This window comes from Actinoallomurus iriomotensis, assembly GCF_030269445.1.
Lineage (GTDB): Bacteria > Actinomycetota > Actinomycetes > Streptosporangiales > Streptosporangiaceae > Actinoallomurus > Actinoallomurus iriomotensis.
Genome location: NZ_BSTJ01000004.1, coordinates 527182 through 554169, shown reverse-complemented (window position 1 = coordinate 554169; position 26988 = coordinate 527182). Strand labels below are relative to the sequence as shown.

Genomic DNA, 26988 nt, shown 5'->3' with positions numbered 1-26988 from the left:
CAAGTCGTGCGTGACGAGGGCGTGAGCCGCGTTAACGACTCAGGGCACTAGGGCTGTGAGTCCGACCGGGTGGGCCGACTCGCCGGCCGGTCGGCCTGGTGTCGCGAACCGCCGTCGCGCGGTACGCCGGCCGTGCTCTCCCGGATCGCCAGGCGAAACGGCGCCCGGATCTCGATCGGGGCGGCGTCGTCCGACTTGGAGATCCTGGTCAGGATCTGCTCGATCGCCTGGCGTGCGATCAGCTGTTTGTCCGGCGAGATGGTGGTGAGGGTCGGGGTGCTGAACCGTCCGTCCTCGATGTCGTCGAAGCCGACGATGGCCACATCCTCGGGGACCCGAAGGCCCGCCGCGAGTACCGTCCGCATCGCGCCGAGGGCGAGCAGGTCGTTGAAGCAGAAGACCGCGTCGGGCCGGTCCGGGCGGGCGAGCAGTCGCCGCATCGCCTCCGCTCCGTCCGTGCGGTGAAACCGGGTCGCCGTCATCAGCAGTGACCGGTCCACGGGGATGCCGGCACGCCGGTGTGCCCGGCGAAATCCCTTCAGCCGAAGCTTCGCGGTGTCGTACCCCGACGGCTGGACGCCGATCGCCGCGATGCGGCTCCGGCCGATGTCGATCAGATGAGTGGTCGCCTCGTCCGCCGCCGCGACGTTGTCGATCGCCACGTGGTCGGCGAGCGAGTCGAAGCTCTTCTCGCCGAGCAGCAGGATCGGGGCGCCGGGCGGTCTTTCGCTCAGGTCCGCGCCGGACAACGCCAGCGGGCTGAGGATCACGCCGTCGAAGTTCATGGGGCGGGCGTTCTGGAGGATCAGCTCCCGCTCCAGGTTCTTGTCTCCGTCGGTGTGGTCGATCATCACCAGGTATCCGCGTTCCCGCCCCTCGGCGATGATCAGCCGGGCCAGCTCGGCGAAGTACGGCACGTCGAGTTCGGGTACGACCAGCGCGATCACGTGCGAGCGGCCCTGCTTGAGGCTGCGGGCGAGAAGATTCGGCCGGTACCCCAGCCGGTCGATCGCCGCCTGCACTCGCGCGCGGGTGTCGTCGGCCACGTAGGGGTAGTCGCTCACCACGTTCGACACCGTGCGGATCGACACCCCGGCTTCCGCTGCGACATCGCGAAGTGTAGGGCCAGCCATGGCTCGATCTCCCGTTGTTGCTGTCGGCGCGGCGCACTATTGCATCGTTGCTAAGCCTATGCCATAGTCTGCGCTCACATCGGCTTTGCCATCGATGCAAGAGTCTGCGCATCGACCGACGGACGCCGCCCATACGGTCGGCCGAGCCGACCGTCGAGTCATGCCGATGGCCAGGAACTGTCGGGTTGAGCAAACCGCGATTCCCGCACATTCGCAGGATCGAGAAATGGAGCCTCGCCGTGCGACAACACTTCTGGATGAAGTCGATGATCAGACGCGCCGTATGTCTGCTCGGCGCCGTCGTGGCCGCCGTCGCGGTACTCGCCCTCCCCGGAACTCCGGCGCTGGGCAACGTATCGGGAAACGCGCTCTACAGCCCGAGTTCCAGCAATGAGGCGCTTGCCTATAACCGCATGATCCGGCTTCAGCACAGCGGCCGGGCGAACGGACGCCTGCTGGCGAGTTTCGAGCGTTCGGGCCTGGGCGGTGCGCCATCGCGATATGTCATCCGGCAAAGCACGAATGACGGCCAGACGTGGTCGACACTGGCGACGGTGAGCGACGGCGAGACGGGAGAGGGGCATCCGTGGAACACCTTGTTCCAGCCGTTCCTGTTCGAGTTCCCCCGCGCGACCGGCGGCCTGCCTGCCGGAACGCTGCTCCTCGTGGGCAACGTGTTGCCTCCCGGCCGCTCCACGACCCACTTCGAGGAGTGGCGCAGCACTGATCACGGTGCCACCTGGAATCATGTCGAGACCTTCCAGATCGGCGGCGCCAGTGCCAAGTTCGAGCCCGGCGGCGTCGGGGCGGGCATCTGGGAACCGTTCCTGATCATGAACTCACGGGGGGAGATCGAGTGCTATTTCTCCGACGAACGTCAGAACAAGGAGCACAGCCAGAAACTGGTGCACATCGTCTCCGCTGACGGAGGACGTACCTGGAGTGCGAACGCCGATGGCAGCACACGGGTCTCACCCGGCGAGGTCGAGGACGTGGCGAGTCCGACACGGTCCGACCGGCCGGGCATGGTGACCATCGCCGTCCTGCCGAACGGCGACTGGATCATGAGTTTCGAACTGTGCGGTACGAATCACTTCTGCGAAGCCCACGTGAAGACATCGAAAGACGAGGGGCGGACCTGGGGTTCGGGGCCGGCCGACCTCGGGACCGAGGTCGTCACCGATGACGGTCGCTACCTCGGCAGCAGTCCCTTCATCACGTGGAGTCCGTCCGGCGGTGCGAACGGTGAATTGCTCCTGACCGGAATGCGCACCCGCTTCGCGTCGGGCAACGGATTCTCGCCAGAGGACCACCAAGCGGTCTTCGTGAACTCCGACAACGGCACCGGAACCTGGAGCTGGATGCCTGCCCCGATCAACGTCGGCGGTGCCGGGCCGACGGCCAACTGCTACCAGAACTACAGCCCGGATCTGCTGCCCTCCAGCTCGGGGCGGATGCTGCGCTACACCGCGGCGCGAGCGGCGGGAACGTATGGATGCGAGGAGAGCACCGGAGAGGCCAACGCGGGGGTACTGCCGTACGCGTCGGACTTCGGCGCGGGTGACGCCGGATGGTTGAACTACGGCGGCTGCTGGACGACCGCCTCGGACACGTACGTCGAGACGTGCGGGGGCGACGGCGGCAACAAGGCACTCGCCGGCTCGACCGGGTGGACGAACTACACGATCAGCGGCGACGTCATGATCACCTCGGGAACGCAGGCCGGATTCGTGTTCCGCGCCACCGATCCCAGAGTGGGAGCGGACGCGTTCAACGGCTACTACGTCGGCGTCAGCTCGACGCGACTGATTCTGGGACGAGAGAACGGATCCTGGACGCTTCTCTCGCAAGCGGCCATCCCCGGTGGACTGGCGCACGACAGGTGGTACCACCTGACGATCCGGGCCGTGGGATGCAGGTTCACGATCACCGGCTCCGACGGCGGCGAGACCGCTCCGATCGCCTTCAGCCACACGGACGCCGGCTGCTTCACGCACGGCGCGATCGGCGTGCGCGACCAGAGCGGCACTGCCGCGTGGCGGAACGTCACAGTGACACATCCCGGGCGGTAGACGAGCCGGGCCGAAGGGCCGCAGGCGTGGGATCGACGCGGCCTCGCCTCAGGGCGGGGCCGTGCGGTCCACCCCTCCCGAAGGCATTTCAGGTCCGGCAGCGACAGCAGCGGCATCCCTGTCCAAGATGGATGTGCGCTGTCCTTCCTGCGGTGATGGCGAAAATTCGCTGGTTGCGGGTCGGCCAACTCGCCAGCGTGACCACGTGCAGGATGTGATCGCGCACGCCTCCAGGGGCGCGCACGTACAGCAGACGGTCGACCATGCCGTTGAAATGACGGTGATAACCCAGAGCGGCCAGAGTCTCCTCGTCTCGCTCGACGATTTCCAGGTCAGTGACCGCGGCCATCAGATCGATGATGGGCTTGGCCGCCAGCCCTGGCACAGCCGTCGAGCCGATGTGCTCAATCTCGACCATCACTCCGGGCAACGCCTGCTCCAGCTCCTCGATCGCTGCGGCAGCCCGAGCCGGCCATGCCGGGTCGTACTCGGCGACGTGGATGGTCCGCCTGGCCATGAGCGCCATCCTGTCACCGTACGACCGGTTTCAGGCTTGGCCCGCTCGGCCGCGTCCAACAAGCCGGACACTGGGCCGCGGTGAACGCCGTTCGGCCAGTCGATCAGGCACTCACGATCGCGCCGGCGCGTCGCGCAGTTCTCGGCGGAGGATCTTGCCGGTGACGCTTTTCGGCAGGTCGTCCTCGATCAGCACCTGGGCGGGAGCCTTGTACACGGCCATCCGGGCGCGGCAGAAGTCCCGGAGTTCGGCCTCCGTCGCGGTCGCGCCGGGGCGGAGGCTGACGAACGCCCGCACGGTCTCGCCCCGGTACGGGTCGGGGACGCCCACCACGGCCGCCTCGCGTACGGCCGGATGCTCGTACAGGACGTCCTCCACCTCACGCGGCCAGACCTTGTAGCCGGCCGCCACGATCATGTCCTTCTTGCGGTCGACGAGGTAGACCCAGCCCGCGGCGTCCATGAAGCCGACGTCCCCGCTGAGCAGCGTGCCCTCCGGGAACGAGGCGCGGGTCTGCGCCGGGTTCCGCCAGTAGCCCGCGGCGACCTGCGGGCCGCTGATGGCCAGCTCGCCGACCTCTCCGGCCGGCAGCGGCCGGCCGTCGTCGCCGCGGATCTCCACCCGGACGCTGGGCAGGGGGACGCCGATCGCCAGGGCGCCGGACGTCTCGTCGACCGGCGCGCGGGTGCCGAGCGGCACGGCCACCGCGGCCGAGGTCGTCTCGGTCAGGCCGTAGGCGTTGTGGATGTAGACGCCGAACTCGTCGGCGAACCGGCGGACGGTGGCGGCCGGCACCGGCGCGCCGCCGCTGAGCACCTTCGACAGCGAGCCCAGGTCGTGTTCGCGGGCCGCGGGCTCGCCCAGCAGGGCGATGAACGCGGTGATCGACCCGATGGTGAACGTCGGCCGGTAGCGTTCGACCAGCGCCGCCGCCGTACGGGCGTCGAACCGGTAGGTCAGCACCAGCGGCAGACCGCCGCCGAGGCCGAGCGCCAGGTGCATGGCCAGGCCGGTGATGTGGAACAGCGGCGCGACGGTGAGGATCGAGTCGGCGTCGCCCAGGCCGATCCAGGTGCGGCAGGCGGCGACCTGGTAGGCGAGGTTGCGGTGCAGATTGATCGCGCCCTTGGCCGGGCCGGTGGTGCCGGAGGTGTAGCTGAGCAGCGCCGCGTCGTCCGGTCCCGGGGCCGCCGCGGCCTGCGGTGCGCCGCCCTCCTCCAGGATGGCGAGAACGTCGTCGTCCGCGCCGTCCGGCCAGGGCCCGGTGGCGTCCGCGGCGAGGGCGCCGTCGCGGGAGTACAGGACGTGCGCGGGCGCGTTCCCGGCGGGCAGCGCGGCGACCACGTCCCGGGCGGCGGGGTGTGCGACCAGGACCCGGGCGCCGGAGTCGGCGAGCAGGTGGGCGAGCTCCCGTTCCTTGTACATCGGGTTGACCGGCACGACCGTGCCGCCGAGCTTCCAGACCGCGAGCACGGCCAGCACGCAGACCGGGGTGTTCTGCAGCGCGACCGCCACCCGGTCGCCCGCGCCGACGCCGCGCCGCTCGAGCCCCGCCGCGAACGCGTCGCTCAGCCGGTCGACCTCGGCACGGTCGAGGGTGGTGCCGAAGTAGTGGAGCTGCGGCGCGCCCGGCCGCTCGGCGACGCGGCGGCGGAACAGCTCCACCACGCTGTCCGCCTCGACGTCGATCTCGCCGGGCACGCCCGGTCCGTAAAGCGCCTGCCAGTACGGACTCATGAACTCTCCTTCACGCGCGGCTCGTCCTCGATGCCGAGGTGGCGGGCGATGGTCGCGGGGTCCTTCTCCAGCTCCTCCGGGGCGCCCTCGGCGACGATCTCACCTCGCTGGATGAGGCACGCGTGGTCGGCCAGCGGGAAGGCGAGGGCGGCGTTCTGCTCGACCAGCAGCATGGTCATGCCGGTGGCGCGGATCGCGGAGATCGCCGCGAAGACGGTGTCGACCAACGCGGGGGACAGGCCCATCGACGGCTCGTCGAGCAGCAGCAGAGACGGCGCGGTCATCAGCGCCCGGCCGATCGCCAGCATCTGCTGCTCGCCGCCCGACATCAGCGCCGCGGTCTGCCGACGGCGTTCGGCCAGCCGGGGGAACAGGTCGTACACCTCATCGACCAGGGCGGTGCGACGCCGGCCACGGGCGTACGCGGAGAGATCGAGGTTCTCCTGTACGGTCAGGCAGCCGACGACCATCCGGCCCTCCGGCACCAGCGCGAGGCCGCGCCGGGCGACCCGGTGCGCGGGCATCCCGGTGATGTCGGTCCCGTCGAAGACGACCCGCCCGCCGCTCGGGCGCAGCAGCCCGCCGATCGCGCGCATCGTGCTCGACTTGCCCGCGCCGTTCGCGCCCAGGAGGGCGGCGACCCGCCCCTTGCCGAGGGAGAGGTCGAGACGTGACACGGCGCGGATGGAACCATAGGTCACCTCGAGCGACTCGACGGTCAGCATGGCCTCGTCTCCTTCTCTATCACTTGCCGAAGTACGCCTTGCGCACCTCGGGGCGGCGCAGGCAGACGCCGGGCTCGTCGCAGGCGATGACCTCGCCGGAGGCGAGCACCGCGACCCGGTCGCAGATCGCCTGGATCAGGCGCATGTTGTGCTCGACCACGACGATCGTCGTGCCGCTCTCGCGCAGGCCGGTCACCAGCTCGCCGATCCCGGTCCAGTCGGCCGCGTTCATGCCGGCGGTCGGTTCGTCCAGAAGCAGCAGCCGGGGCCGCGACACCAGCGCCCGCGCGATCTCCAGCCGGCGCTGGTCGCCGTACGACAGGGTCTCGGCCAGCCGGTCGGCGGCGTCGCGCAGGCCGACCGACTCCAGGGTCTCCAGCGCTTGTTCCCGCAGGTCGCGCAGTTCCGCGCGGGCCCGTGGCGTGCCGGCCGAACCCCGGAGGCCGCCGACCCGCCGGCGCCGGTAGGTCCCCGCGAGCACCTGCTCGACGACGGTGAGGCCGCGCAGCAACCGGATGTTCTGGAACGTACGGGAGACGCCCAGGCGGGCCAGGGCCTGCGCCGGCAGGTGGTGGCACGCGTCGCCGTACAGCCGGATCGAACCGCCGTCGGCGGGGAGCAGACCGCTGATGATGTTGAGCAGCGTCGTCTTGCCGGCCCCGTTGGGCCCGGCGATCCCGAAGACGGTGTCGCGGGGGACGGTGAGGCTGACCGAGCGCAGCACGCTCAGCCCGCCGAACCGCTTGGCCAGGCCGTCGACGGCCAGCGCCTCCGTACCGCTCATGAGTTCACCTCCGCCGGTTCGCGCCTCTTGTCCGGCGTGGGCGCGGGGCGGCGTCCGTCCCGCAGCCGCCGCCAGCGCAGCGGGTCCACCAGGCCGCCGGGCAGCCAGATCATGATGATCAGCAGGAGCGCCCCGTCGATGATGGCCTGGCCCTGGCCGATGAACTGGTTCACGTACACCGGCAGCCCGGTGAAGACCACCGCGCCGATGACCGACCCGAACCAGTGGTACGCGCCGCCGAGCACGACACAGGCGATCACCGTCACGGCGAGGTCGATGTAGAAGCTGTCCGGGTCGATGTAGCGCAGCAGTCCCGCCTGCAGCACGCCGCCGACCCCGCCGAGCACGCCGCTGATCACGAAGGCGACCGCCTGCACACGGCGTACCGGGATGCCCATCGTCGCGGCGACCGTGGGGTCCTCCCGCGTCGCCACCGCCGCCGTGCCGAACCTCGACCGGGCGAGCCGGGCCAGGATCAGGCAGGCCACCCCCAGGACCACGATGAGCTGCCACAGGTGCACCTCGACCGGGACCACCTCGCCCTGCGAGCCCCCGGTCAGCCCGCCGAGGTTCACCACGACGACCCGGGTGACCAGGATGAGGGCGACCGTGGCCAGTGCCAGCCAGTGGCCGGCCAGCCGGATCAGCAGCAGCCCGGTGACCGCGGCGACCACTCCGCCGCCGAGCCCGCCGACGAGCAACGCGGGCCACAGCCCCAGCCCGGCGGAGTTCATCAGGTGGGTCGCGAAGAACGCGCCGACCGCGGCGAAGCTCACCGTGGCGAAGCTGAGCAGGCCGGCCCACAGCGTCATGTACGTGCTCAGCGCCAGGACCGCGCCGGCCAGCGCGAACTCGGCGGCGCTGATCAGGAGCGTGAGTTGCTGTCCCATCAGGCCCTCCCCAGCTCGACCGTCTTGAGCAGGCCGCGCGGCCGTACGACCAGGACGACCAGCAGCAGGCCGAAGGTGATCGCGTCCTGGAAGGAGTTGGAGATGTACTGGGCCGACAGCACCTGGACGACGCCGATCGCGAACCCACCGAACGCCGCGCCGCGCACGTCGCCCATGCCGCCGATGACGACCGCCGCGAAGCCCTGGAGCAGCAGGCCGTCGCCGAGGCCGAAGGTGAAGGTCTGCCCGTCGGCGTAGAACACCCCGGCCAGTCCCGTCGCGGCCCCGGCCAGCGCCGCCGCGGTCAGGATCGCGACGCGCGGGTTCACCCCGCCGAGCATGGCCGCGCCGCGGTCGTGTCCCACGGCGCGGATCGCCGCGCCCAGCCGGGTGTGCCGCAGGATCACGTGGATCACGGCGGTCACCGCGATCGCGCAGACGACCGCGATGACCTGGGTGGCCAGCACCCGCAGGCCGGCGAAGCGGATCAGGCCGCCCGGCACCGTGCCCGGCGGGAAGCCGAGCGGCGCCGCGCCGGTGGCGAGGCTGGCCGCCTCGCGCAGCGAGATCCACAGGGCGACGCTCGTGATGATCGTGCCGAGGAGTTGCTCGCCGCCGCGGGACCGCAGCGGCTGGAACGCCACCTGGTCGACCGCCACCGCCGCCACCGCGCCGATCGCGGTGCCGACCAGGCAGGCGACCGCGAACGGCAGTCCGGCGTGCGCGACCGCCCAGTAGGCGAAGATCGCTCCCCAGGTGGCGTACACGCCCTGGGCCAGGTTCAGGATCCGCATCGTGGAGAAGACGACGCCGAACCCGACCGCGAACAGGGCGTACACGGCGCCGAGGGCGAGGCCGTTGATGAGCTGCTGAACGAACAACATGGTCAGGTCACCGGCCCGTTCACGACTTGCCCGCGCCCGACGGCGTCCACTCGGTCTGCCGCCCGTCCTTGGTCCAGGTGATGTGGACGATGCTCTCGGGGGCGTGCAGCTGCCCGTTCTGGAAGCCGACCGTGCCGTAGATGGTGCCGTCCAGCTGCTTCAGCGACGACAGCGCCTTGGTGACGCTCGCCCGGGTGACGTTCTTGCCGGCGTTCTTGATCGCGGTGGCCATCGTGTACGCGGCGATGTAGCCCTGGGCCGCGTAGTCGTCCGGGTCGGTGCCGTACTTGGCCTTGTACGTCTGCGCGAACTTCTGTCCCTGCGCGTCGGCCTTGCCGGCGAAGAAGTACACCGGGAAGGGGATGCCGGCGAGCGCGCCGCCCGCGGCCTTGTAGGCGCCGGGACTGCCGATCGCCTCGCTCGCCACGATGAGCCCGTTGTAGCCGCGGCTGCGCAGCGCCTTGATCAGCGAGATGGACGACTGCTGGAGGCAGGCGACGACGACGGCCGCCGGGTTCTTGGCCATGAGCTGACCGGCCGCCCCGCTGAAGTCGGTCTGCGCGGCGAGCGTGTTGACGGTGCCGAGGTCCCGTACGCCGGTGCCGGCGAAGCCCTCCTGGAAGCTCTTGAGCTGGGAGACCCAGCCGGAGTTGTCCTGCGTCACCGCGTACGCCACCGACGCCGGGCGGACCTGCTGGGCGACCTTCTGCGCGAGGCTCTTGTTGGCGTCCTGCGGCATCGTCGTGGTCCGCACGACGTACGGCGGCTTCTCCAGGCCGAGGTCGGTGGCGCCGTAGATGTCCAGCGGCATCTTGGCCGCCGTGGTGATGGGCTTCACCGCGCCGGCCGTCGGCGACAGGATGCAGCAGATGGTGCCGACGACGCTCTGGTCGCCGGCGAGCTGCTTGGCCTGCTCCACGGCGCGGGCGGGCGTCTCGGCGCCCTCCTTCTTCACCAGTTCGATCTTCCGGCCGCTCCCCAGGTAGCCCTCCTGGTTGAGCTGGTCGACGGCGAGTTCGGTGCCGTGCGCGAACGTCTGCCCGGCGAAGGCGACGGGCCCGGTCAGCGCGGTGATGAAGCCGACCTTGACGTCGCCGCTCTGCGTGTCGCCGTTGCACGCCGAGGCCAGCAGGGCGGCGACGGTGATCAGCACGCCGAGCGGTCCGCGGCGGCGAAGGGATGGTGCCATTGCGTCTCCTCAGAGAAGGGATCCCGGGACTGCGCGTCTTCGGCCGGCGTCGTCAGCCGGCGGCGGTGAGGAAATCCCGGTACCGCCGCACGGTCTCGGCGACCGCGGCGGGATCTTGGTCGGGGTACCAGCAGGTCGCGGGCGTCGGGGCGAGGGTGACGCCGTCCGGGGCCGCGGAGCGCAGGGCCGGGAGGTTGTCGGCCAGCATGTCGTCGGGGCCGGCGCAGATCAGCGCCGGCGTCGTGAGCTCGGGCAGCCGGTCCCGCGTCGGGTACCGGAAGGCCGCCGCGTAACTGAGGTGATAGGTCGGACCGCTCTGCAGCAGGCCGACGGTCCAGTCGTGCAGTTCTCGCGCGCGCGGCACGCGCAGGGGGCGGCTCGCGGCGGTCCGGTCGCGGTACCACGGCCAGAACAGGAACATGTCGCGGCGCATCCCCCAGGCCCGTACGAGGTGGGAGCCGAACCGGTCCGGCCGCAGCGGCGGCAGGTAGTGCTCCAGGATGTCGGCGGTGAGCTCGGGCGGCAGCAGCGGCGGCGCCTCCAGTACGGCCCGGCGCACCAGGTCCGGGCGGCGCACGCACAGCTCCAGCGCGATCACGGCGCCGGTGTGGGTGCCCCACAGGTGCACGGGCCCGCCGGCCCGCCGTTCGACGACCTCGGCCATCGCGTCGGCCAGCCGCCCGATGTCCACCTCGTCACGCCAGGGCTTGTCCGACTCGCCGTTGCCCGGGTAGTCCGGGGCGAGCACGTGGAAGTCCGCGCCCAGTCCCCGCATGAGCGGTTCGAGGAGCCGCGCGGATCCGGGCGCCGAATGCAGCGCCAGTAGCGGCGGCGCGGTCGCGTCGCCCGCGAGCCGCAGGTGCACCTGCCCCGCCGAGGTGTCGGCGAACTCCCGCCGCACCTCCGTGTCCCGTACGTCGCCGGGCGCGCCGGCGAGAGGCAACGCCCGCCGGGCGGGCCGTGGTTCGGGGGAGGGCCGCGAGTCGCCGTGCGCGCGGGAGAGCAGGGTCAGCCAGCGGTCGCCCGGCGTCGGCCCGGTGCCGTCGGCTCCGACCGTGCGCGGGGCGGGACCGGCGCCGGCGAGCGGGTCCTCGGCCGCGCGGCACCAGGTCTGCCAGAGCGCCGCGAAGTCCTCGGGGTGCTCGGCGAACGCGACGACCGTACGGTCGAGCGCGGCGGGTCCGGGCAGCTCGGCCCGGCCGGGCACCGCGGCGCGCGGCGCTCCGGGCGGGAAGAGGTGCGCGTCCCGTACGAGGTGCCACAGCCGCGACAGGTGGGTGCCGTCGGCGCGCGGCGTCAGGTCGGGCGGGGGGAGTTCCCGCGCGGCCGCGAGGTACCCGGGGTCGACCAGGAACAGCTCGCGGCAGCCCGGCGCCCGGCCCGCCACGGCGGCGGCCAGGTCGCAGCTCATGTCCAGCCCGACGACGGTGTGCGCGCCGAGCGCGGTCGCGACCCGGGCGAGCGCGTCGGCCGCCGTGCCCACGCGGGCCGCCGCGCCGGGCGCCGATCCGCCGGTGCCCGGCAGGTCGGCGACGGCGACCGGCCGGTCCGGCGCGCGGAGCGTGAGCTCCTCCGCGAGCGGCCGGCCGGACCAGCGGATCCCGGGCAGCACCAGTACGCCCGGACGGTCCGCGGTGAGCCAGACCCGGATCTGCCCGTGGCCGGTGTCGAGGTAGCGGCCCCGCATGTCAGCCCTCCGCCGGGGTCCGGCGGCGGCCGTGCTCCCGCAGCAGCAGGTTGAGACTGCCGCCGGACTCCAGCACCTTGACCACGCGCTCGCTGGGCGGGTCGCCGGTCAGCTCCGTCCCGTCCGGCAGCCGTACGACGGCTCGCCGCCAGTCGACCTCCACGGCGTCGAACCGCCGCACCGCCGTGGCGATGCCCGGGACGGCGACCAGGGGCATGCCGTTGTAGGTCTCGCCGCGCCAGAAGCCGGGCGAGAACGACTCGGCGAGGACCGCGCTGATCCCCAGGTTGCGCAGGGCGACGAGGGGCGGGTAATGCGGGTGGCCGTAGCCGAAGTTGCGCCCGCCGACGACGACGTCGCCCGGCTGGACCCGGTCCACGAACTCCGGGTCGAATGCCTTCATGCAGACGGCGCGCAGCTTGTCCGGGTCGTAGTACTTGATGTTCTCCACTCCGACGATCAGGTCGACGTCGAAGTCGTCGCCGAAGATCCAGGCGACGCGCCCGCGCAGGACGTCGGGCAGGACGGATGCCGGCTCCATCACTCCACCACCTCCCGCGGGTCGGTGATCCGGCCTGAGACGGCGCTGGCCGCCACGGTGTAGGCCGAGCCCATGTAGATGTCGGCGCCGGTGCTGCCCATCCGGCCGGAGATGTTCAGCACGCCGGTGGAGATGCACTTCTCGTCCGGCTGGAGCGGCCGGGCGTAGCCGAAGCAGAAGTCGCAGCTGGAGATGGCCACGTTCGCGCCGGCCTCGCGCAGCACGTCCAGCAGGCCCTCCTCTTCGGCCTGCCGGTGGATGAGCTGCGAGGTCGGGACGACGTTGAGCTGCACGCCGGGCGCGACCCTGCGGCCGCGCAGCACCTCGGCGGCGGCCCGGATGTCCTCGATCCGGCCGCTCGCGCACGACCCGATGAACGCGCGGGTGATGGGCGTGCCGGCCGCCTCATCCACGCCGAGGGTGTTCGCGGCGCGGGCCGAGCCGGGCAGTACGACCCGCGGGCGCAGCGCGTCGAGGTCGATCTCGTGCGTCGCCGTGTAGGCCGCGCCGGGGTCGCTGGTCAGCGGCTCGAACTCGGCGCGAGCGACGCGGCGGGCGTACTCCAGCGCCGCGTCGTCGGGGTTGAAGATCGCGGAGACGGCGCCGGTGAACATGGCCATCCCGCACAGCCCCTGGCGGCGTCCGAGACTCATGTTCTCCGCGCCCGGCCCGGTGAACTCCATGACCTGGTGCGCGCAGCCGTCCGCGCCGACCCGGGAGATGATCTCGTGGATGAGGTCGCGGTTGTCCACGCCCGGTGCGAAGGACCCGGTCAGGTGGAAGCGCGTCGAGGCGGGCACGTCGAGGAAGATCCGCCCGCTCACCCACGCCTCGAGCAGGTCGCGGCGCACGCCCCAGCCCAGCGCGCCGAACGCGCCGAGACCGCTGATGTGGCCGTCGAAGTGGATGAGGAACTTGCCGGGCAGCGCGTAGCCCAGCTCCGCCGCCACCTGGTGCCCGATCCCGCGCCCCTCGTGCACGGTGATGCCGTAGAACTCGCCCCAGCGCCGGGTGACGTCGTGCACCTCCTCCTCGCGCTGGTCCCCGTTGGACAGCATGTGGTCGATGAAGACCAGGTACCGCTCCGGATCGTCGACCTCGGTGATGCCGAAGTCGTCGTGCATCTGCTTGAACATCAGGTCGGTGTAGCCGGGGAAGTCGTAGGCCACCATGTAGTCCGGGCGGAACGGGTGGTTCTGCCCGGGGCGCACCTCGCCGAGGCCCCCCGCGCGGGCGAGGATCTTCTCGGTGATGGTCAGCGCCGTGCCGTTCCGGGGCGTCGGCTGTTCCGTCGGCTGGGTCACGTCGCTCACGCCCCGGCCGCCGGCAGGTACTTCTCCTGCGCCTTCTCCACGTCGGCGAAGCCGATCAGGTCGACGAAGTCGTGGTGCGGCAGCGCGTCCGCGCTGACCTGGGCGGGCGGTTCACCCGAGCGCAGGCGGCGCAGGGTCTCACGCATGGCGCCGGTGGCGGAGAGCAGGACCTGGGTCGGCAGCAGCGCCAGTCGTACGCCGACCTCGCGCAGCAGCTCGGGGGTGAAGTCGCGTTCCACCCAGGTGGAGGCCGTGAGCGTGGCCATCAGCGGGACGCCGACCCGCTTGTGGCACCCGGCCCACTCTTCGACGGTGGTGAACGTCTTGGTGACCGGCATGATCATCTCGGCGCCCGCGGCGACGTACGCCTCCGCGCGGGCCAGGGCCTCCTCGCCGGCGGCGTCGGTCCTGGCGATCACGATGAGGCGGTCGCCGACGGCGTCGCGCACCGCGCGGATCTTCCCGGTGGCCTCCTCCAGGCTGATCACCGGGACCGGGTCGCCGACGCAGATCGGGCAGCGTTTGGGCGACTCCTGATCCTCCATGAAGACCGCGGCGACGCCCGCGTCGGCGAACCGGCGTGCGGTACGGGCGGCGTTGACGGCGTTCCCGTAGCCGGTGTCGATGTCGGCGATCACCGGAAGGTCGCTTGCCTCGATGATCCGGCGCACCGCGTCGAGGTTCTCCGACATCGTGTACAGCTCGGCGTCGGGCAGGCCGAGCGCGGCGGAGATCGCGAAGCCCGAGGCGCACAGGGCGCGGAAGCCGGCCTGCTCGGCGAGGCGTGCGGTCAGACCGTCCCACACACCCGGGGCGAAGACCATGTCGTCGGCCATCAGTTCACGGAGGCGCGTCGCTGTCATGCTTCCCCTTTCCGGAATACGGAATAGATTTCGGAGGAGACACTAGGTTTCGCCCTATGGGCTGTCAATAGGTTCACGGTGCCGAAACATTCGACCCGGATTGCTGGTCAGAAGGGTCTGCGGCGATGGTCTTGACCGGTGTCGCGGTCTCGTGTGATAGTCCGTCATCCGGAACTACTTTCACTGACCTGTTCGTGGCGGCCCGGCTGGAGGAGTTCGATGGACACGTTCTGGCCCGGCGTCGGCGGCAACTGGGGCCGGTGGGGCGAGGCCGACGAGCGAGGCGCGCTCAACCTCATCGACGCCGAACGGATCCGCGCCGCGGCGGCGCTCGTGCGCAGCGGCCGGGCACTCTCCCTCGCCCGCCCGCTGCGCAACGGCCTCCCGCCGTACTATCCGCGGGCCGGCGAGAGTGCCTTCGACCACCGGATGATCACCTGGTGGGGCTCCAACGCGGGCGGCGACGTCCAGGCCGCGAGCGACCGGGTGCGCTCGGAGTGCCACGGCCTGGAGATCACCCACATGGACGCGCTGAGCCACATCGCGCACCGTGGTCGCGGCTACGGCGGTCGCGACTTCAGGGAGATGGCCGGACCCGAGGGCGTCAGCGCCTGCGACATCACGACCGCCGTCCCGGTGGTGACCCGGGCCGTACTGGCCGACATCCCTCGGCTGCGCGGGGTCGACCACCTGCCGCCCGGCACCGCGGTGGGTCACGACGAACTCGCCGCGGCGGCACCGAGCCTCGCCCCGGGAGACGCCCTGATCGTACGCACCGGCCGATGGTCGGCAACGACACCCGAGCCCGGCTCGGCCCCCACCGTCGGCTCCACGTCCGGGTCGGTGTCCGCCTCCGCGCCCGGGTCGGTTTCCGGTGCCGCGTCTGGCTCTGCGCCGGAGTCGGCGCTCGCGTCCGGGGCCGGTTTCGCGTCCGGTTCGGTGCCCGGTACCGCGCCCGTGTCCGGCTCCGCTTCCGGGTCGGGTGGGCGGTACGGGCGGTTGTCCGGACTGCATCCGGACGCGCTGCGGTTCGTGCACGAGCGGGACGCCGCGCTGGTCGGGACCGACGGGCCGGGGGACGCCTTTCCCGTGCCGGTCGACGAGTGCCGGCTCCCGGTGCACGTTCTCGCCCTCGTCTACCTCGGCGTGCACCTCGTGCACAGCATGGCGCTCGACGCTCTCGCCGAGACGCTGGCCGCCGAGGGGCGCGACGACTTCATGCTCATCCTCGCTCCGCTGGCCGTGCCCGGCGGGACGGGTTCACCCATCACCCCTGTCGCCGTCATCTGAACGGCCAGCAAGGAGGACCATGTCCGACGCACCCCTCTACACCGCCCTCGTGGACGTCGCCCACGGCCGCGCCGGCTCCGCCCGCAGCGCGGACGGTGTCCTGGACATCACCCTCGCCGCGCCGAAGGAACTGGGCGGCGACGGGGCCGGCACCAACCCCGAGCAGCTGTTCGCGGCCGGGTTCGCCGCCTGCTTCCTCAGCAGCGTCGCGGCGGTGGGCCGGCGGCGCCGGCTGGAGCTTGGCGAGCTGTCCGCGCGCGGCGAGGTCGACCTGCACCGGGGTGACGGGGGCGGGTTCCGCCTGGGCGTACGGCTCACGGTCGCCGCGCCGCAGGCGGACGCCGCCGCACTGCGCGACGCCGTGGCCGAGGCCGAGCAGGTCTGCCCGTACGCCGCGGCGGTGCGCGGGAACATCCCGGTGGACGTGCGGATCGAGAGCTGAGAGCCATGGACCGCGTCGTCGACTTCCTCTGCGTCGGAGCGGGCCTCGGCGGCCTGGCCGGCGCCGTGCGCGCGCACGCTCTCGGGGCCGACGTGCTGGTCGTGGAGCGATCCGGCATGGTCGGCGGCGTGGCCGCCTACAGCGGAGGCTTCGTCTGGGCCGGCGCGACCGACCTCGCCGCCGACGAAGGGCTGGACGACTCGCTGTCCGCGACGGAGGCCTATCTCGACCACGTCCAGGGCGAGGGCCGCCCGGTCGACCGCCCGTCGCGCCGTGCCTACCTGGAGCTGGCGGTCGAGGCCACGCGCTGGTATCGGGAGGCCGGCGTGCCCTTCCAGGTGATCCGGAACTGCCCCGACCTCTACCACCCGGCACCCGGCTCCACGGCCGAGGGACGCCTCCTGGAGTGCGTCGTGCCCGGCGCGACCCTCGGCGCCTGGCGGGACCGGCTGCGACCGAGTCCGTACTACCAGACCGGGGTCAGCCGCGACGACCTCTACGGCGAGCGGGCGCTGGATCCCGCCGAGCTGGACCGGCTGCGCCGGCACGGCGAGGAGACGGACCTTTTGACCCACGGCTCCGGGCTGTCGGCCGCCTTCGTACGGGCCGCGCTCACCGAACGCGGTGTCGACTGCCTGCTGCACCACCGCGTCTCCGGGCTGGTGATGGACGGCGACGTCGTCGCGGGCGCGGTCCTGGACGGGCCCGGCGGTCGTACGACGGTCCGCGTGCGGCGCGGCGTGCTGATCGCCACCGGCGGGTACGGCTGCGCGCCGGACGCCTGCGAGCTGGAGGACGTGCCCGCGCTCGTCGAGTCGGCGCCGCCCGTGGTGGAGGGCGACAACCTGCTGCTGGCGCAGCGGGCCGGCGCGGCCACCGTCCGCGGCGCGGACCCGTTCTTCAGCGTCGGCTTCCACTTCCCCGGCGAGACCCACCCCGGCGGTGACGTGCCCCTGTGCCGGCCGCTGCTGGAACACCTGGGGCTGCCGCACTCGATGATCGTCAACCGCGACGGACGGCGGTTCGGCGACGAGAGCTACTACGGCGCGCTGATCGGCGCGCTGCGCCGCTACGACGGGCGGAACAAGCGGTGGGCCAACTTCCCCTGCTGGTTCGTCGCCGACGAGGAGTTCCGCCGCCGCTATCGCCTGGGGCCGTACGGGCCCGGGGAGGCGTGGCCCGACCCGATCGTGCGGGCCGGCTCGGTGCGCGAGCTCGCCGAGGTCGCCGGGATCGACCCGGACGGCCTGGCCGCCACCGTGGCCGCCTACAACGACGGCGCGGCGCGCGGCGAGGATCCGGAGTTCGGCCGCGGCACCCTGCCGTTCATCCGCCGCGCCTACGGCGATCCGCTCCAGGCGCCCAATCCGAACCTCGGCCCGCTGGCCACCCCGCCGTACTATGCTCTGCCGCTGTCGATCGTCGGTTTCGGGATGGGCACCCTCGGGCTGTGGATCGACGGGCACGGACGGGTACGGCGCCGCGACGGCAGCGCGGTGACCGGCCTGTACGCCACCGGCAACGCCGCCGCCACCAAGGAACTCAGGGGCTATGTCACCGGTCTGGCCAACGCGCGCAACTACACCTATGCCTATGCGGCGGCGTCACACGCGCTGGCCGCGACGGTCCAGGCCCGCCGATAGAATTCGGAATATGGACCGGATTACGGAACACGCGGGGGAGGGTCGATGACCGGCGACCAGGGGACGGCGGCCGTCGACCCCAAGAACCTGGTGGTCTCGGTGTTGAAGGCGTGTCAGCTCATGGAGTGCTTCACCCGGGAGAAGCCGACTCTCACGCTGACCGACCTCACCGCGGCCACCGGCATGAACAAGACCACGGTCCACCGGCTGGCCTCGACGCTCATCCGGGCCGGCTGGCTGACCCGCGGCGACGGCGCCACGTACCGGCTCACGATGCGGCCCTTCCGCGTCGGCGCGGTCGCGCTCGCCGAGCTCAGCCTGCGCGACGAGGCCGTGCCGTTCCTGCGCGGCCTCGCCGACCGCTTCGGCGACACGGCGTACCTGATGATCCCCGGCCAGGAGGGCGCCGTCTGCGTCGACATGGTCCAGGGCAACAACCCGGTGCGGGTCAACACGGTCGGGGTCGGCACCGTGCTGCCCTACCACACGGCCGCCGGGCCGGTCGTGATGCTGGCCTTCTCCGAGGAGCTGCGCGACCGCTGGCTGGCCCGGACGCTGGACCAGTACACCTCCAACACCATGGTCGACGCGCAGACCCTCACGGACCGGCTCGACAAGGTGGTCCGCGACGGCTACGCGATCAGCGAGGAGGACTACCTGTACGGCGTCGGCGCGGTGGCCGCCCCGGTGTTCGACGCGCAGAGCGAGATCGCCGCGACGCTCAGCCTCGGCGGGGTGAACGACGGGTTCCGCGGCAGCCGCCTGCTGGAGATCATCGAGGCCGTCACCTCGTCCGCCCGCGAGCTGTCCACCCGCCTCGGCCACTGATCCCCGGCGGTCACCGGCGTTCGCCTGATGTTCGCCGCGGCGGTACCGCGGCGTGGCCGGGGATGCGCACCCGGTGGGTCACGATCACTCTCGTGAAGGTCGCCAACGTGACGAGTGCGGGCCGCCTGACATGAGGGACACGAAGACGCACGGGCCGGCGAGCAACCGGGTGACGCGGCTGGTGGTGAGTGTCCACGACGTCGCCCCGGCCACGGCCGGCCAGACGCGGCGCTGGTGCGCGGACGCCGACTCGCTCGGGATCCCGGTGTCGCTTCTGGTCATCCCCGGACCGTGGCGCGGTGCCCCTCTCGCCGACGAGCCGGGGTACGCCGAGGTGCTGCGGGCGAGGGCGGCACGCGGCGACGAGCTCGTGCTGCACGGCTGGACCCACCGCGCCGGACCGGAGGGATCGCCGCCGCGCCGGCTGCTGGGCCGGCTCGTGGCCCGGGGAGCGGCCGAGTTCGCCGCGCTCGACGAGGCGCAGGCGGCCGACCGGCTGGCGCGCGGCCGCGCGGTGCTGGCAGAGCTCGGCCTGTCCGTACGGGGCTTCACCCCGCCCGGCTGGCTGGCCTCCGCCGCGACCGATCGGGCGCTCGCCCGGGCCGGATTCCACTACACCACCTCGCACCTCGGCGTGCTCGACCTGCGGAGTGGGCGGATGCGGCGCGGATTCGCCCTCTCTCACCGGCCCGGCGGCACGGGAGAGCGGCTGGGCGCCGCGACGATGGAACGCTGGGCGCGGTGGAACGCCGGCCGCGGCGGCCTGATACGGGTCGCGCTGCACCCCGACGACCTGGCCCGGCCCGGACTCCGGGACGCCGCGCTGCGCGCGATCGAGGCGGTGCTGGCGGCCGGCGGGCGGGCGGTCACGTACTCGGACGTGGTGCCGGACACCGCGGGGTCGCATTGAGAATCGTGCAGGTCGCCAACTTCTACGCTCCGACGTCGGGCGGCCTGCGCGTCGCGCTCGACGAGACCGGCCGGGGCTTCGGCCGGTACGGGCACGAGCGGATCCTCATCGTGCCGGGGCGCACCGGCTCGGTCGAGCAGACGCCCTCCGGGCAGCGCGTCACCGTACGCGGCCTGAGCCTTCCCGGGCTCGGGAACTACCGGGTCCTGACCGGCCGGCGGCGCGTACGACGGCTGCTGGACGCGCGCCCGCCGGACGTGCTGGAGGTGAGCGACAAGACCAGCCTGCTGTGGCTGGCCCGCTGGAGCCGCCGCCGCGGGGTGCCGCTGGTGCTGTTCTCCCACGAACGTCTCGACGCGATCCTGTACTCGCGGGTGCCGCGCTGGTTCCCCCTGCGGGCCGCCACGGACACCGTCAACCGCCGCCTCGCTCGCCTCGCCGACGAGGTCATCGTCACCTCGGGCTTCTCCCGCGCCGAGTTCGACCGGGTCGGCGCGCGCAACGTACGGCGGATCCCGCTGGGCGTCGACCTCGAGACGTTCCGGCCGGTGTCCCGCGCCTCGGCGGGCGACCGGGCGGTGCGCCTGGTCACCGTCACCCGCCTGTCGCGGGAGAAACGCCCGGAGCGCGCGATCGACTGCCTGCGCGTCCTGGGCGAGCGGGGAACGGCGGCCGAGCTGACCGTGATCGGCGACGGCCCGGACGGCGATCGACTGCGGCGCCGTGCCCGCGGGCTTCCCGTCACGTTCCTCGGGCACCTCGGCGACCGGCGTGACGTGGCCGGCCGGGTCGCTAGCGCCGATGTCGCGCTGTTCCCCTCGCCGGCGGAGACCTTCGGGCTGGCGACTCTCGAGGCGCTGGCGTGCGGCACGCCGGTCGTGGTGCCGGCGGCCGGCGCGGCACGCGAGCTGCTCGGCGGTCCCGGCTCGGGCGTGGTGAGCGACGAGACGCCCGCCGGCATGGCCGACGCCGTACGCGATCTGCTCGAGGTGCCCGAACGCCTGCGGCGCGCCGCCGCGCGGGCTGCGGCCGAACGCTACCCGTGGACCGACACCGTCGCCGCGCTGGTCCACCGGTACGAGACGATCGGCTCACGCTCGGCTCGGCGGTAGCCGCTGGTCGTGCGACGTCGGGGAGGAGGCCAGCAGCGCCACCCCCGCCGCGACGAGCACGCCCGCCCCCAGCGCGCCCGCGCCGACGGCGGGCCGGCCGCCGAACACCACCACGCCGGCGATCCAGCTCGCCACCGGATCGGTGATGGTCATCGCGGTGAGCGCGGTGGGCAGGGAACCGCCGGCGAAGGCGTTCTGCACCAGGACCGTTCCGGTGGCCGTCGAGACCACCAGCCCGGCGGTCGGCGGGCCGAAGGCGCCGGCGAGCAGGCCGTGCCGGGACACCTCCTCGCCGGCGAACACCAGGAACACCGCGGTCATGCAGAAGCAGACCCCGGAGGCGACGGCGAGCGCGACGGCACGGGCCTGCGGACACGGCCGGAGCCGGCGGGCGAGGACCAGCAGGGACGCGACGATCCCGGCCGACACGACGACCACGAGCCAGGTCCGCGACCGATGTCCGGCGGCCGGTTCCACCCCGCCGCGCACGGTCACCAGCAGGATCAGCCCGGCGCAGACCGCCGCCGCTCCCCACCAGTCACGGCGCAGCGGCCGGCGGCCGGTGAGCGCCGCTGCGAGCGGCAGGGCGAACAGCAACTGGGTGACGTTGAGCGCCTGCACGACGACGATGGACCCCAGACGCAGGGCCAGCGCCTGGACGCAGAACCCGGCGGCGCCCGCCGACCAGCCCCACCACCACAGCGGCTCGCGCGCGACCCCGGCCAGCAGCGCCGGGACCCCGGGCGGCGCCGGCCCGGCGGCCGTACGCCGCGCCGCGTGCTGTTGCAGCGCGGCGGACACGGCGAACAGCAGCGCGCTGAGCAACGCCAGCGGAACGCTCGACTCCGCCACGGCGCGCGGAACTACCGGCCCACCGGATCGCCCGCGTGCGCGACACGGAGGGCGTCGGCGGGTTCCGGTGTCGCGGCGACCACGCCGCTCCAGCGCCGGGTCAGGTCCAGGTCCAGCGGCCGGCCGAACACGTCGCGGACCGCCCCGCCACCGACCTCGGCGAGGACGAGCACGGCGGCGAGGTCGTGCGTGTCGGCGGCCCCTCGGCGGCCAGGGCGGCCTCCAGACGGCTCGCCGACAGGATCCGGACCCGCGCCACTCGCCGGGCGATCGCCCGCCATACCGCGGACGGTCCCGGTTCGGCGGGGCGGGGCGGGGCGCAGCGGCGAAACGGCCGCGCCGTCGAGGGCGGTCCGGCCCGACGTCCGCAGCGACGCAGGCCGGTCCGTACGCGCCCACCAGACGCGGCCGGTGTCCAGCCACTGCTCGGTCGGCACGGCGGCGAAGCGCGGCGTGTCACCGCCATCGCTCCCGGAACTCCCGCTCGCCGCACCGCACGCCGCCGCAGTCAGCGCGATGGCACCCGCCGGCGCCGCGACCGTGACCTTCAGTTTCATGATCGTTCTTTCGCTCGCATAATCGGATCGGTTGCCACGGTCGGCGGGACCGGTGTTGTGCGGGTCGGACTCTCCTTTCGGGGCACGAACCCACTCGTGAACAGGCCGCGAACTCTCGCTGGAAAGGGACGCTCGTCACCGCGCCGGACCTGCACGGCCACCGTGACGTCACCGCGCCGTCGCCGGGCCGGAGGAGGTTGTGCGGCCGAAGGAGGACTCATGAGCCCGCTGACGCGGGACGAATTCGCCGAACTGATCGAGGGCCTGGCCGACCTGCCGTACGGCGGGGAGGCGGTGGAACAGCGCACCCACGCCCTCCAGACGGCCGTGCACGCGTGGAGGCGGGGGCCGACGACGAACTCGTCGTCGCGGCCGCCTGCACGACATCGGCCGCGCGGGCGCCGTCGCCGCACGCCATCGGGGCATGCCGCACGAGGAGGCCGGAGCCGCGTTCGCCCGCGAGCGCCTGACGGAGCGGATCGCGTGGGCCATCGAGCAGCACGTCCGGCCAAGCGTTATCTCGTGGCCGTGGACCCGGACTACGATGCGGGGCTCAGCCCGGTGTCGGTACGGTCGCTGCGCGCTCAGGGCGGTCCCATGACGCCCGGCGAGGTCGCGGAGTTCGGCGTCCACCCGTGGGCGACCGACGCGATCGCCTTGCGCCGCTGGGACGACGCGGCGAAGGACCCGTACGGACCGGTGCTGCCCCTCGACGACCTCCTCGACCGCTACGACCGCCTGTCGGACGACGTCTGAGACTGTCGGACCTTCCGCGAAGCCCACGAAGGCGAGCGCCGTCAGAGAGGGAGGTCCGCTTCTCCTGGCGCGCCGGCGCAGGTGGATGGCCTCCACCTTGCTTCGCTGATGCGTCAGGCCCTCTGTATCAGGACTCGGCCTCCCTGAACAAGACCGGGAAATCGACTTGAAATCTCCCGAGCGTGTTCGTGCTGATACGGAACGCCTTGCACACGACATAGTCGTCGCCTGGAGTGTCGAGCAGTACGACAAGGCCTGTCTGGCCGGCCGCGTCCGCGCGGCGGGATGCATGGTCTTCGCCGGCCTCCCTCAACAGCAGGCCATCGTAGGTCGATCGAACCTTCATGTGCTGAACGCCCATGAAGACGATGTCGACATTTCGTCCGGGCTCGGCATCGGTGGACCTGAACAGCAACTGACCGTGACTTACCGTATAGAGCCACAATCGGAATGTCGCATCGAAGGCGATCGGTGCCAATATCTCACGCATAGGGATTTTCCACGACTCTCTTGTCATATACCTCCCCCTCTCTGGTCATTCGATGGCGGTACCACGTTATCTTCGGCCAGGTCTCCGGATGCTTGCTGATCTGATACAGCTCCCAATCGGTCAGGCTGCTGAGAGGGCCGGCCTTTCCTCCATCAAGCTCTACCCGGGAAACCGACATGAGCGGATCATCGACGCCGGTGAGGTTGAACGAGAGCTTGGTCTTCGGATGCTTCAATATATTGAGAAATACATTTTCGAACTTGTTGCTGATGTACCACTTATAGGGAAGATCTTCCCACGTGTGGGCGTCGATGGATTTGGCGAAGTTCTCAAGCAGGTTGTTTTCGCCGAGCCCGAGCGCCATATGAAGCTCTGGCTCATACGGGACGAGACCGAGAGGGTCGATCTGGGCGGTCGGGTTGGTGGTATAACCGTAAGGATTGGGCGCGGGTACGAGTCCGAGGGGGTCGGCGCTCAGGTAGCGACCGTTGTTCGGGTCGTAATAGCGGTGAAGATTGTAATGAAACCCCGTCTCCGCATCGTAGTACTGCCCAGGAAACCGGAGCGGGCAGGGAAATGTCTCGTCGCCGGAGGCGGATGCGCCCCACAGGGTGAAACGAGGCCGCCGCGCGATGCGTCCGTCGGCGTCGATGAGTTCGGCCGGAGAGCCGACGAGATCTGACACTATGGCGTAGAAGCGCTGGTCGATCGACTCCTGTGGCGCATCGCGCAGCGACGTATGAGTGACCTGCCCGATCGGACGGCACTCTCCAGGGGCGTACTCCCAAGTCGTGGCGTGGACCACCGCGGCGCCCGACGGTTCGCCGCGCATGTGGGCCTGTTCGGCGAGAACGACCCCGTCCCAGGCGAAGGTGATCTGCTCCTCGACGGAATTCCCGTCGCGGGAGAGCCGCTGCTTGGCGATGCGACGACCGATCGCGTCGTAGCGGTAGCGCCACTCTTGCCCATCCGGGGTGACGACGCGGACGAGGCGGTCGTCGGCGTCCCAGCCGTAGCGCCACGTCTTCGGCCCGGCGGACATCCGCCGTTGTTGGCGCAGAGTCATCCGGCCATCGGCGTCGTGCTCGTATCGCATCGTCCCGGCGCGGCGGATGAGCGTCCCGGCGTACTCGCGCTCGACAAGCGAATCGGCCCCAGAACCACCCCTGGGGCCCTGCGTGCTCGCGGTGAGGTTCTGGGCCGAATCGTATGAATAGAGTTCCGCCCACTCAGAAGCGGTGATCTTCGTGACGCGACCACTCGCATCCAGGGTGAATCGGCGAGCCCCGAAGGCCTGGTCCTCGATACCGACGATCCGCCCCGTCGCACCGTATTCGTACGAACGGTGCTCCAGAGGGCGGATCTGCCCGGCGGATTCCGGCTCCGCCCGATACGCGGGTGCGGGCGTTCCGCGCCGACCGAGGTTTCCCCAGAGCGTCTGTGAACGCAACCGGTTGTCGCCGTCCCAGCGCTGATCGAGCACCGCGACGTCGCCGATCAGGCGCCGGATCTCCCGGCCTGACGCGTCGTAGGCGAATGACAGCGCATGATCGGCCATCTGCAGGCTGACCGGGCGACCGGCGGGGTCGTAACGCCATACGGATTCGACGCCGGACGGTGTATGCCGGCGAACCCGAAGACCCGATGCGTCGTACTCCGAGGACAACTCTTCACCATTGCAGACCTCGGCGGTCACGCGCCCGAGTCCGTCGCGTTGGAACCTGACGTCGGCGTCGGCGTTCACCGCTCGGACCATGCGGCCCGCACGGTCGTAGCCGAATGACGAGACGTCGTCCCCGCAGCGCTGCTCGACGACGTTGCCCAGCGGATCATGGGAATAGCGGGTGACCTGTCCGCTGGCACTGACCCGCTCGACCAGGCGTCCGCCGGCATCGTACGCGTACCTGACCTCCCTGCCGTTGAAGTCGGTCTCCCGGGCTAGAACGCCTGCGAGGCCGTACTCGTACTTCCAGACGGATCCCTGCGGGTCGGTCACGGCGGTAAGCCGCAGCTCGGTGTCGTAAGCGAACTCCAGTCGTGCGCCGTCCGGTCCGGTCTGCGCGGAGCGCTGGTCGAAGACGTACTCGTACCGGGTGACGTTTCCCGCGCGATCGAGGTGTTCGAGGAGATTGCCCTCGGCGTCGTACGTCCAATGTTCGACGGTGCCGCCGGGCCAGGTCCGCCAAGAGAGCCGGCCGTCGATCGTCCAACCAAAGCGTGCGATGTTCCCAAGAGGATCAATGATCGCGGACACTCGTCCGAACGAGTCCCGTTCGTACCGGGTCACGTTTCCCAGCGGATCGGCCACCGAGACCGGAAGCCCAGCCGCGTTCGTCCACACCCGGGTCGTACGGCCCAATGGGTCCGTGATCGCGGTCAGGCGGCCGCGCTCGTCGTAGCCATAACGGTTCGTCGCGCCCAAAGGGTCGGTGACGGCGACCAGATTCCCTCGTTCGTCGTACGCGCGTCGCCACACCGCCCCGTCCGGATCAACGATTTCGACGGGCAGGCCGAATTCGTTGTAGACGGCGGAGATCCGCGTGCCGTCCGGGCGGTCGATCGCGGCGACGTTACCCTGCTCATCGTAGGTGTAGGAGGTTGTGTGGCCCAGCGGATCGACACGAGCCAGCAAGCGGTCTTGGTGGTCCCGCTCCGAACGCGTGGTGGTGCCCTGAGGGCCGACCTCGGCCACCACTTGTCCAAGCGCGTTGAAATGGTAGGTGGTGGGCGCGCCGCATGAATCGGTCACCACGGTGGCACGGTCGGAACCGACGTCACCGTCGCCGCGCACGTCATAGGTGAAGGTCGCGTTCAGGAATCCGTCCTTACCCGCACCTCGTACGCACCGGCCCGATTCGTCGTAGGTGTAGCGGTACCAGTAGCCGTTCCGGTCGATCCATCCGGTCAATCGGCCATCGGCGTCGTACTCGAATCGCAGCGGCCGCCCGGAGGCGTTGATCACCTCCGTCAGATGTCCGAACTCGTCATAGCGGTAACGCATGAGAACGTGCCCGTCCGCGTCGCCGTCATCCGTGTCGAGCAAGCGCAGGGCGGCTACGCGTCCTCCTTCGCCGGTGTCGACGCCGATCCGATAACCACCGGAATGGCGGACTTCCGACAGCACGCCTCGCTCATAAAGAAAGTCGATGCGGTTCCCGTTCCGATCGCTGACGGCCGTCAGCGGGAGGATCGTGCTCTCCTCCGTCGCCCGGAAATGCAGGGTGCGTCCGCGCGGTGGATCTACGACCGCGTACCCGTCAGCAGTGTGCTCCAAGGGCCATCGAGATCCTTCGAACGGGTACACCGTCGTCGTCGCAGGAGGGTACGTGAGAATCGCGCCGTCGGCGGCGGCGTAGTGCACTCCGTCCGAGCCCACCTCCAGCCTTTGGTCCAGCGTCGACGCCCATGACGAGCCGAACAATCGTCCGTTCCGATACGAGGAAACGTGCGTACGCTCGAGGACCAAGGGCAGCACCCCGGCCAACTCGACATCGACCTGGTGCATCAGCACTTCACCGCTGCTCACATCGACCGGATCGCCCCGCTTGACCCGCCGCGAGTACGGCACCGCCCGGTCACGGCCCTTCTGCAGCCCATACCGCAATGGCTTGGCCAATCCGCGTGCCGACCTGGCAACCGCCGCCACGGGCCTGGTGAACAACCGCAACACTGGTCGGAACAGTCCGACCGCCGCTTCCGCCTCAGCCAATGAGATTCGCCCCCGAGCGTGCCGAAGAGACGCATGCCCCGTATCCGAACATGCCTCTGATTAC

General features: G+C 71.3%; 24 protein-coding genes. 8 read left to right on the top strand and 16 right to left on the bottom strand.

All coding sequences use genetic code 11. From position 1 onward, the window contains the following. Positions 1 to 47: 47 nt before the first annotated feature. Positions 48 to 1133, bottom strand: coding sequence for a LacI family DNA-binding transcriptional regulator (locus tag QSK37_RS19860; RefSeq protein WP_285623105.1), 1086 nt, complete (start codon positions 1131 to 1133; stop codon positions 48 to 50). Between the two features lie 14 nt (positions 1134 to 1147). On the opposite strand from QSK37_RS19860, the gene QSK37_RS19855 reads away from it, so the two are divergent. Beyond that, on the top strand, positions 1148 to 3205 hold the full coding sequence (locus QSK37_RS19855) for a 3-keto-alpha-glucoside-1,2-lyase-like domain-containing protein (RefSeq protein WP_285623102.1): 2058 nt from the start codon (positions 1148 to 1150) through the stop codon (positions 3203 to 3205). 88 nt (positions 3206 to 3293) lie between these two features. Here the strand turns inward: QSK37_RS19855 and QSK37_RS19850 are convergent, their stop codons facing one another. The 11 genes from QSK37_RS19850 to QSK37_RS19800 all read right to left on the bottom strand — a co-directional run bounded on the left by QSK37_RS19850 (position 3294) and on the right by QSK37_RS19800 (position 14335). Beyond that, the gene (locus QSK37_RS19850) at positions 3294 to 3731 is read right to left on the bottom strand and encodes a GrpB family protein (protein WP_285623099.1); all 438 of its coding nucleotides are present in this window, start codon (positions 3729 to 3731) and stop codon (positions 3294 to 3296) included. Between the two features lie 102 nt (positions 3732 to 3833). Continuing rightward, on the bottom strand, positions 3834 to 5459 hold the full coding sequence (locus tag QSK37_RS19845; protein ID WP_285623096.1) for a class I adenylate-forming enzyme family protein: 1626 nt from the start codon (positions 5457 to 5459) through the stop codon (positions 3834 to 3836). Further along, positions 5456 to 6184, bottom strand: coding sequence for an ABC transporter ATP-binding protein (locus QSK37_RS19840; RefSeq protein ID WP_285623094.1), 729 nt, complete (start codon positions 6182 to 6184; stop codon positions 5456 to 5458). Before QSK37_RS19840 ends, QSK37_RS19845 begins: the two co-directional genes overlap by 4 nt. A gap of 19 nt (positions 6185 to 6203) precedes the next feature. Next, positions 6204 to 6968 (bottom strand): ABC transporter ATP-binding protein, encoded by a 765-nt coding sequence (locus tag QSK37_RS19835; protein WP_285623091.1) that lies wholly within the window; start codon positions 6966 to 6968, stop codon positions 6204 to 6206. Beyond that, a complete protein-coding gene (locus tag QSK37_RS19830; RefSeq protein ID WP_285623088.1) occupies positions 6965 to 7858 on the bottom strand; it encodes a branched-chain amino acid ABC transporter permease in 894 nt (297 codons plus the stop codon). Before QSK37_RS19830 ends, QSK37_RS19835 begins: the two co-directional genes overlap by 4 nt. Continuing rightward, the gene (locus QSK37_RS19825; RefSeq protein ID WP_285572243.1) at positions 7858 to 8742 is read right to left on the bottom strand and encodes a branched-chain amino acid ABC transporter permease; all 885 of its coding nucleotides are present in this window, start codon (positions 8740 to 8742) and stop codon (positions 7858 to 7860) included. The genes QSK37_RS19830 and QSK37_RS19825 overlap by 1 nt, the downstream gene beginning before the upstream one ends. A gap of 19 nt (positions 8743 to 8761) precedes the next feature. Beyond that, the gene (locus tag QSK37_RS19820) at positions 8762 to 9931 is read right to left on the bottom strand and encodes an ABC transporter substrate-binding protein (RefSeq protein ID WP_285623086.1); all 1170 of its coding nucleotides are present in this window, start codon (positions 9929 to 9931) and stop codon (positions 8762 to 8764) included. Positions 9932 to 9983: 52 nt separating this feature from the next. Beyond that, positions 9984 to 11618 (bottom strand): alpha/beta fold hydrolase, encoded by a 1635-nt coding sequence (locus tag QSK37_RS19815; RefSeq protein ID WP_285623084.1) that lies wholly within the window; start codon positions 11616 to 11618, stop codon positions 9984 to 9986. Position 11619: 1 nt separating this feature from the next. Beyond that, positions 11620 to 12159 carry a LeuD/DmdB family oxidoreductase small subunit gene (locus QSK37_RS19810; protein WP_285623082.1) on the bottom strand — a complete coding sequence of 180 codons (540 nt, stop codon included), beginning with the start codon at positions 12157 to 12159 and terminating at the stop codon, positions 11620 to 11622. Beyond that, positions 12159 to 13463, bottom strand: coding sequence for a 3-isopropylmalate dehydratase large subunit (locus QSK37_RS19805; protein WP_285623080.1), 1305 nt, complete (start codon positions 13461 to 13463; stop codon positions 12159 to 12161). Before QSK37_RS19805 ends, QSK37_RS19810 begins: the two co-directional genes overlap by 1 nt. Before the next feature lie 5 nt (positions 13464 to 13468). Beyond that, the gene (locus tag QSK37_RS19800; protein WP_285623078.1) at positions 13469 to 14335 is read right to left on the bottom strand and encodes an isocitrate lyase/PEP mutase family protein; all 867 of its coding nucleotides are present in this window, start codon (positions 14333 to 14335) and stop codon (positions 13469 to 13471) included. Between the two features lie 219 nt (positions 14336 to 14554). Between QSK37_RS19800 and QSK37_RS19795 the strand changes: the two genes are divergently transcribed. The 6 genes from QSK37_RS19795 (at position 14555) to QSK37_RS19770 (ending at position 20560) form a co-directional block, all read left to right on the top strand. After that, on the top strand, positions 14555 to 15625 hold the full coding sequence (locus QSK37_RS19795) for a cyclase family protein (protein WP_285623076.1): 1071 nt from the start codon (positions 14555 to 14557) through the stop codon (positions 15623 to 15625). Positions 15626 to 15644: 19 nt separating this feature from the next. Beyond that, positions 15645 to 16067: an Ohr family peroxiredoxin gene (locus QSK37_RS19790; protein ID WP_285623074.1), complete on the top strand. Its 423-nt coding sequence runs from the start codon at positions 15645 to 15647 to the stop codon at positions 16065 to 16067. A gap of 5 nt (positions 16068 to 16072) precedes the next feature. Continuing rightward, positions 16073 to 17710, top strand: a complete 1638-nt coding sequence (locus tag QSK37_RS19785; protein WP_285623071.1) for an FAD-binding protein — start codon at positions 16073 to 16075, stop codon at positions 17708 to 17710. Positions 17711 to 17755: 45 nt separating this feature from the next. After that, positions 17756 to 18538, top strand: coding sequence for an IclR family transcriptional regulator (locus QSK37_RS19780; protein WP_285623069.1), 783 nt, complete (start codon positions 17756 to 17758; stop codon positions 18536 to 18538). Positions 18539 to 18668: 130 nt separating this feature from the next. Beyond that, complete coding sequence (locus QSK37_RS19775; RefSeq protein WP_285623067.1) at positions 18669 to 19448, top strand: polysaccharide deacetylase family protein; 780 nt, start codon at positions 18669 to 18671, stop codon at positions 19446 to 19448. Between the two features lie 5 nt (positions 19449 to 19453). Further along, positions 19454 to 20560, top strand: a complete 1107-nt coding sequence (locus QSK37_RS19770; protein WP_285623551.1) for a glycosyltransferase — start codon at positions 19454 to 19456, stop codon at positions 20558 to 20560. Here the strand turns inward: QSK37_RS19770 and QSK37_RS19765 are convergent. Both QSK37_RS19765 and QSK37_RS19760 read right to left on the bottom strand, forming a co-directional pair. Beyond that, positions 20540 to 21412 carry a DMT family transporter gene (locus QSK37_RS19765; RefSeq protein WP_285623064.1) on the bottom strand — a complete coding sequence of 291 codons (873 nt, stop codon included), beginning with the start codon at positions 21410 to 21412 and terminating at the stop codon, positions 20540 to 20542. The genes QSK37_RS19770 and QSK37_RS19765 overlap by 21 nt on opposite strands. 11 nt (positions 21413 to 21423) lie before the next feature. After that, positions 21424 to 21969 carry a hypothetical protein gene (locus tag QSK37_RS19760; RefSeq protein ID WP_285623062.1) on the bottom strand — a complete coding sequence of 182 codons (546 nt, stop codon included), beginning with the start codon at positions 21967 to 21969 and terminating at the stop codon, positions 21424 to 21426. A gap of 483 nt (positions 21970 to 22452) precedes the next feature. Between QSK37_RS19760 and QSK37_RS19755 the strand changes: the two genes are divergently transcribed. Next, positions 22453 to 22725, top strand: a complete 273-nt coding sequence (locus tag QSK37_RS19755) for an HD domain-containing protein (RefSeq protein WP_285623059.1) — start codon at positions 22453 to 22455, stop codon at positions 22723 to 22725. A gap of 127 nt (positions 22726 to 22852) precedes the next feature. On the opposite strand, the gene QSK37_RS19750 is transcribed toward QSK37_RS19755, so the two are convergent. Both QSK37_RS19750 and QSK37_RS19745 read right to left on the bottom strand, forming a co-directional pair. Beyond that, positions 22853 to 23215 (bottom strand): hypothetical protein, encoded by a 363-nt coding sequence (locus QSK37_RS19750; RefSeq protein ID WP_285623056.1) that lies wholly within the window; start codon positions 23213 to 23215, stop codon positions 22853 to 22855. Further along, complete coding sequence (locus QSK37_RS19745) at positions 23208 to 26924, bottom strand: RHS repeat-associated core domain-containing protein (RefSeq protein WP_285623053.1); 3717 nt, start codon at positions 26922 to 26924, stop codon at positions 23208 to 23210. The genes QSK37_RS19750 and QSK37_RS19745 overlap by 8 nt, the downstream gene beginning before the upstream one ends. Between the last annotated feature and the right edge of the window lie 64 nt (positions 26925 to 26988).

Coding starts and splice junctions, on each gene's coding strand:
- QSK37_RS19850 (WP_285623099.1), bottom strand. CDS start 3,731: ATGGCGCTCATGGCCAGGCGGACCATCCACGTCGCCGAGTACGACCCG.
- QSK37_RS19845 (WP_285623096.1), bottom strand. CDS start 5,459: ATGAGTCCGTACTGGCAGGCGCTTTACGGACCGGGCGTGCCCGGCGAG.
- QSK37_RS19830 (WP_285623088.1), bottom strand. CDS start 7,858: ATGGGACAGCAACTCACGCTCCTGATCAGCGCCGCCGAGTTCGCGCTG.
- QSK37_RS19780 (WP_285623069.1), top strand. CDS start 17,756: ATGACCGGCGACCAGGGGACGGCGGCCGTCGACCCCAAGAACCTGGTG.
- QSK37_RS19815 (WP_285623084.1), bottom strand. CDS start 11,618: ATGCGGGGCCGCTACCTCGACACCGGCCACGGGCAGATCCGGGTCTGG.
- QSK37_RS19825 (WP_285572243.1), bottom strand. CDS start 8,742: ATGTTGTTCGTTCAGCAGCTCATCAACGGCCTCGCCCTCGGCGCCGTG.
- QSK37_RS19800 (WP_285623078.1), bottom strand. CDS start 14,335: ATGACAGCGACGCGCCTCCGTGAACTGATGGCCGACGACATGGTCTTC.
- QSK37_RS19750 (WP_285623056.1), bottom strand. CDS start 23,215: ATGCGTGAGATATTGGCACCGATCGCCTTCGATGCGACATTCCGATTG.
- QSK37_RS19795 (WP_285623076.1), top strand. CDS start 14,555: ATGGACACGTTCTGGCCCGGCGTCGGCGGCAACTGGGGCCGGTGGGGC.
- QSK37_RS19840 (WP_285623094.1), bottom strand. CDS start 6,184: ATGCTGACCGTCGAGTCGCTCGAGGTGACCTATGGTTCCATCCGCGCC.
- QSK37_RS19775 (WP_285623067.1), top strand. CDS start 18,669: ATGAGGGACACGAAGACGCACGGGCCGGCGAGCAACCGGGTGACGCGG.
- QSK37_RS19810 (WP_285623082.1), bottom strand. CDS start 12,159: ATGGAGCCGGCATCCGTCCTGCCCGACGTCCTGCGCGGGCGCGTCGCC.
- QSK37_RS19820 (WP_285623086.1), bottom strand. CDS start 9,931: ATGGCACCATCCCTTCGCCGCCGCGGACCGCTCGGCGTGCTGATCACC.
- QSK37_RS19860 (WP_285623105.1), bottom strand. CDS start 1,133: ATGGCTGGCCCTACACTTCGCGATGTCGCAGCGGAAGCCGGGGTGTCG.
- QSK37_RS19790 (WP_285623074.1), top strand. CDS start 15,645: ATGTCCGACGCACCCCTCTACACCGCCCTCGTGGACGTCGCCCACGGC.
- QSK37_RS19760 (WP_285623062.1), bottom strand. CDS start 21,969: ATGAAACTGAAGGTCACGGTCGCGGCGCCGGCGGGTGCCATCGCGCTG.
- QSK37_RS19835 (WP_285623091.1), bottom strand. CDS start 6,968: ATGAGCGGTACGGAGGCGCTGGCCGTCGACGGCCTGGCCAAGCGGTTC.
- QSK37_RS19785 (WP_285623071.1), top strand. CDS start 16,073: ATGGACCGCGTCGTCGACTTCCTCTGCGTCGGAGCGGGCCTCGGCGGC.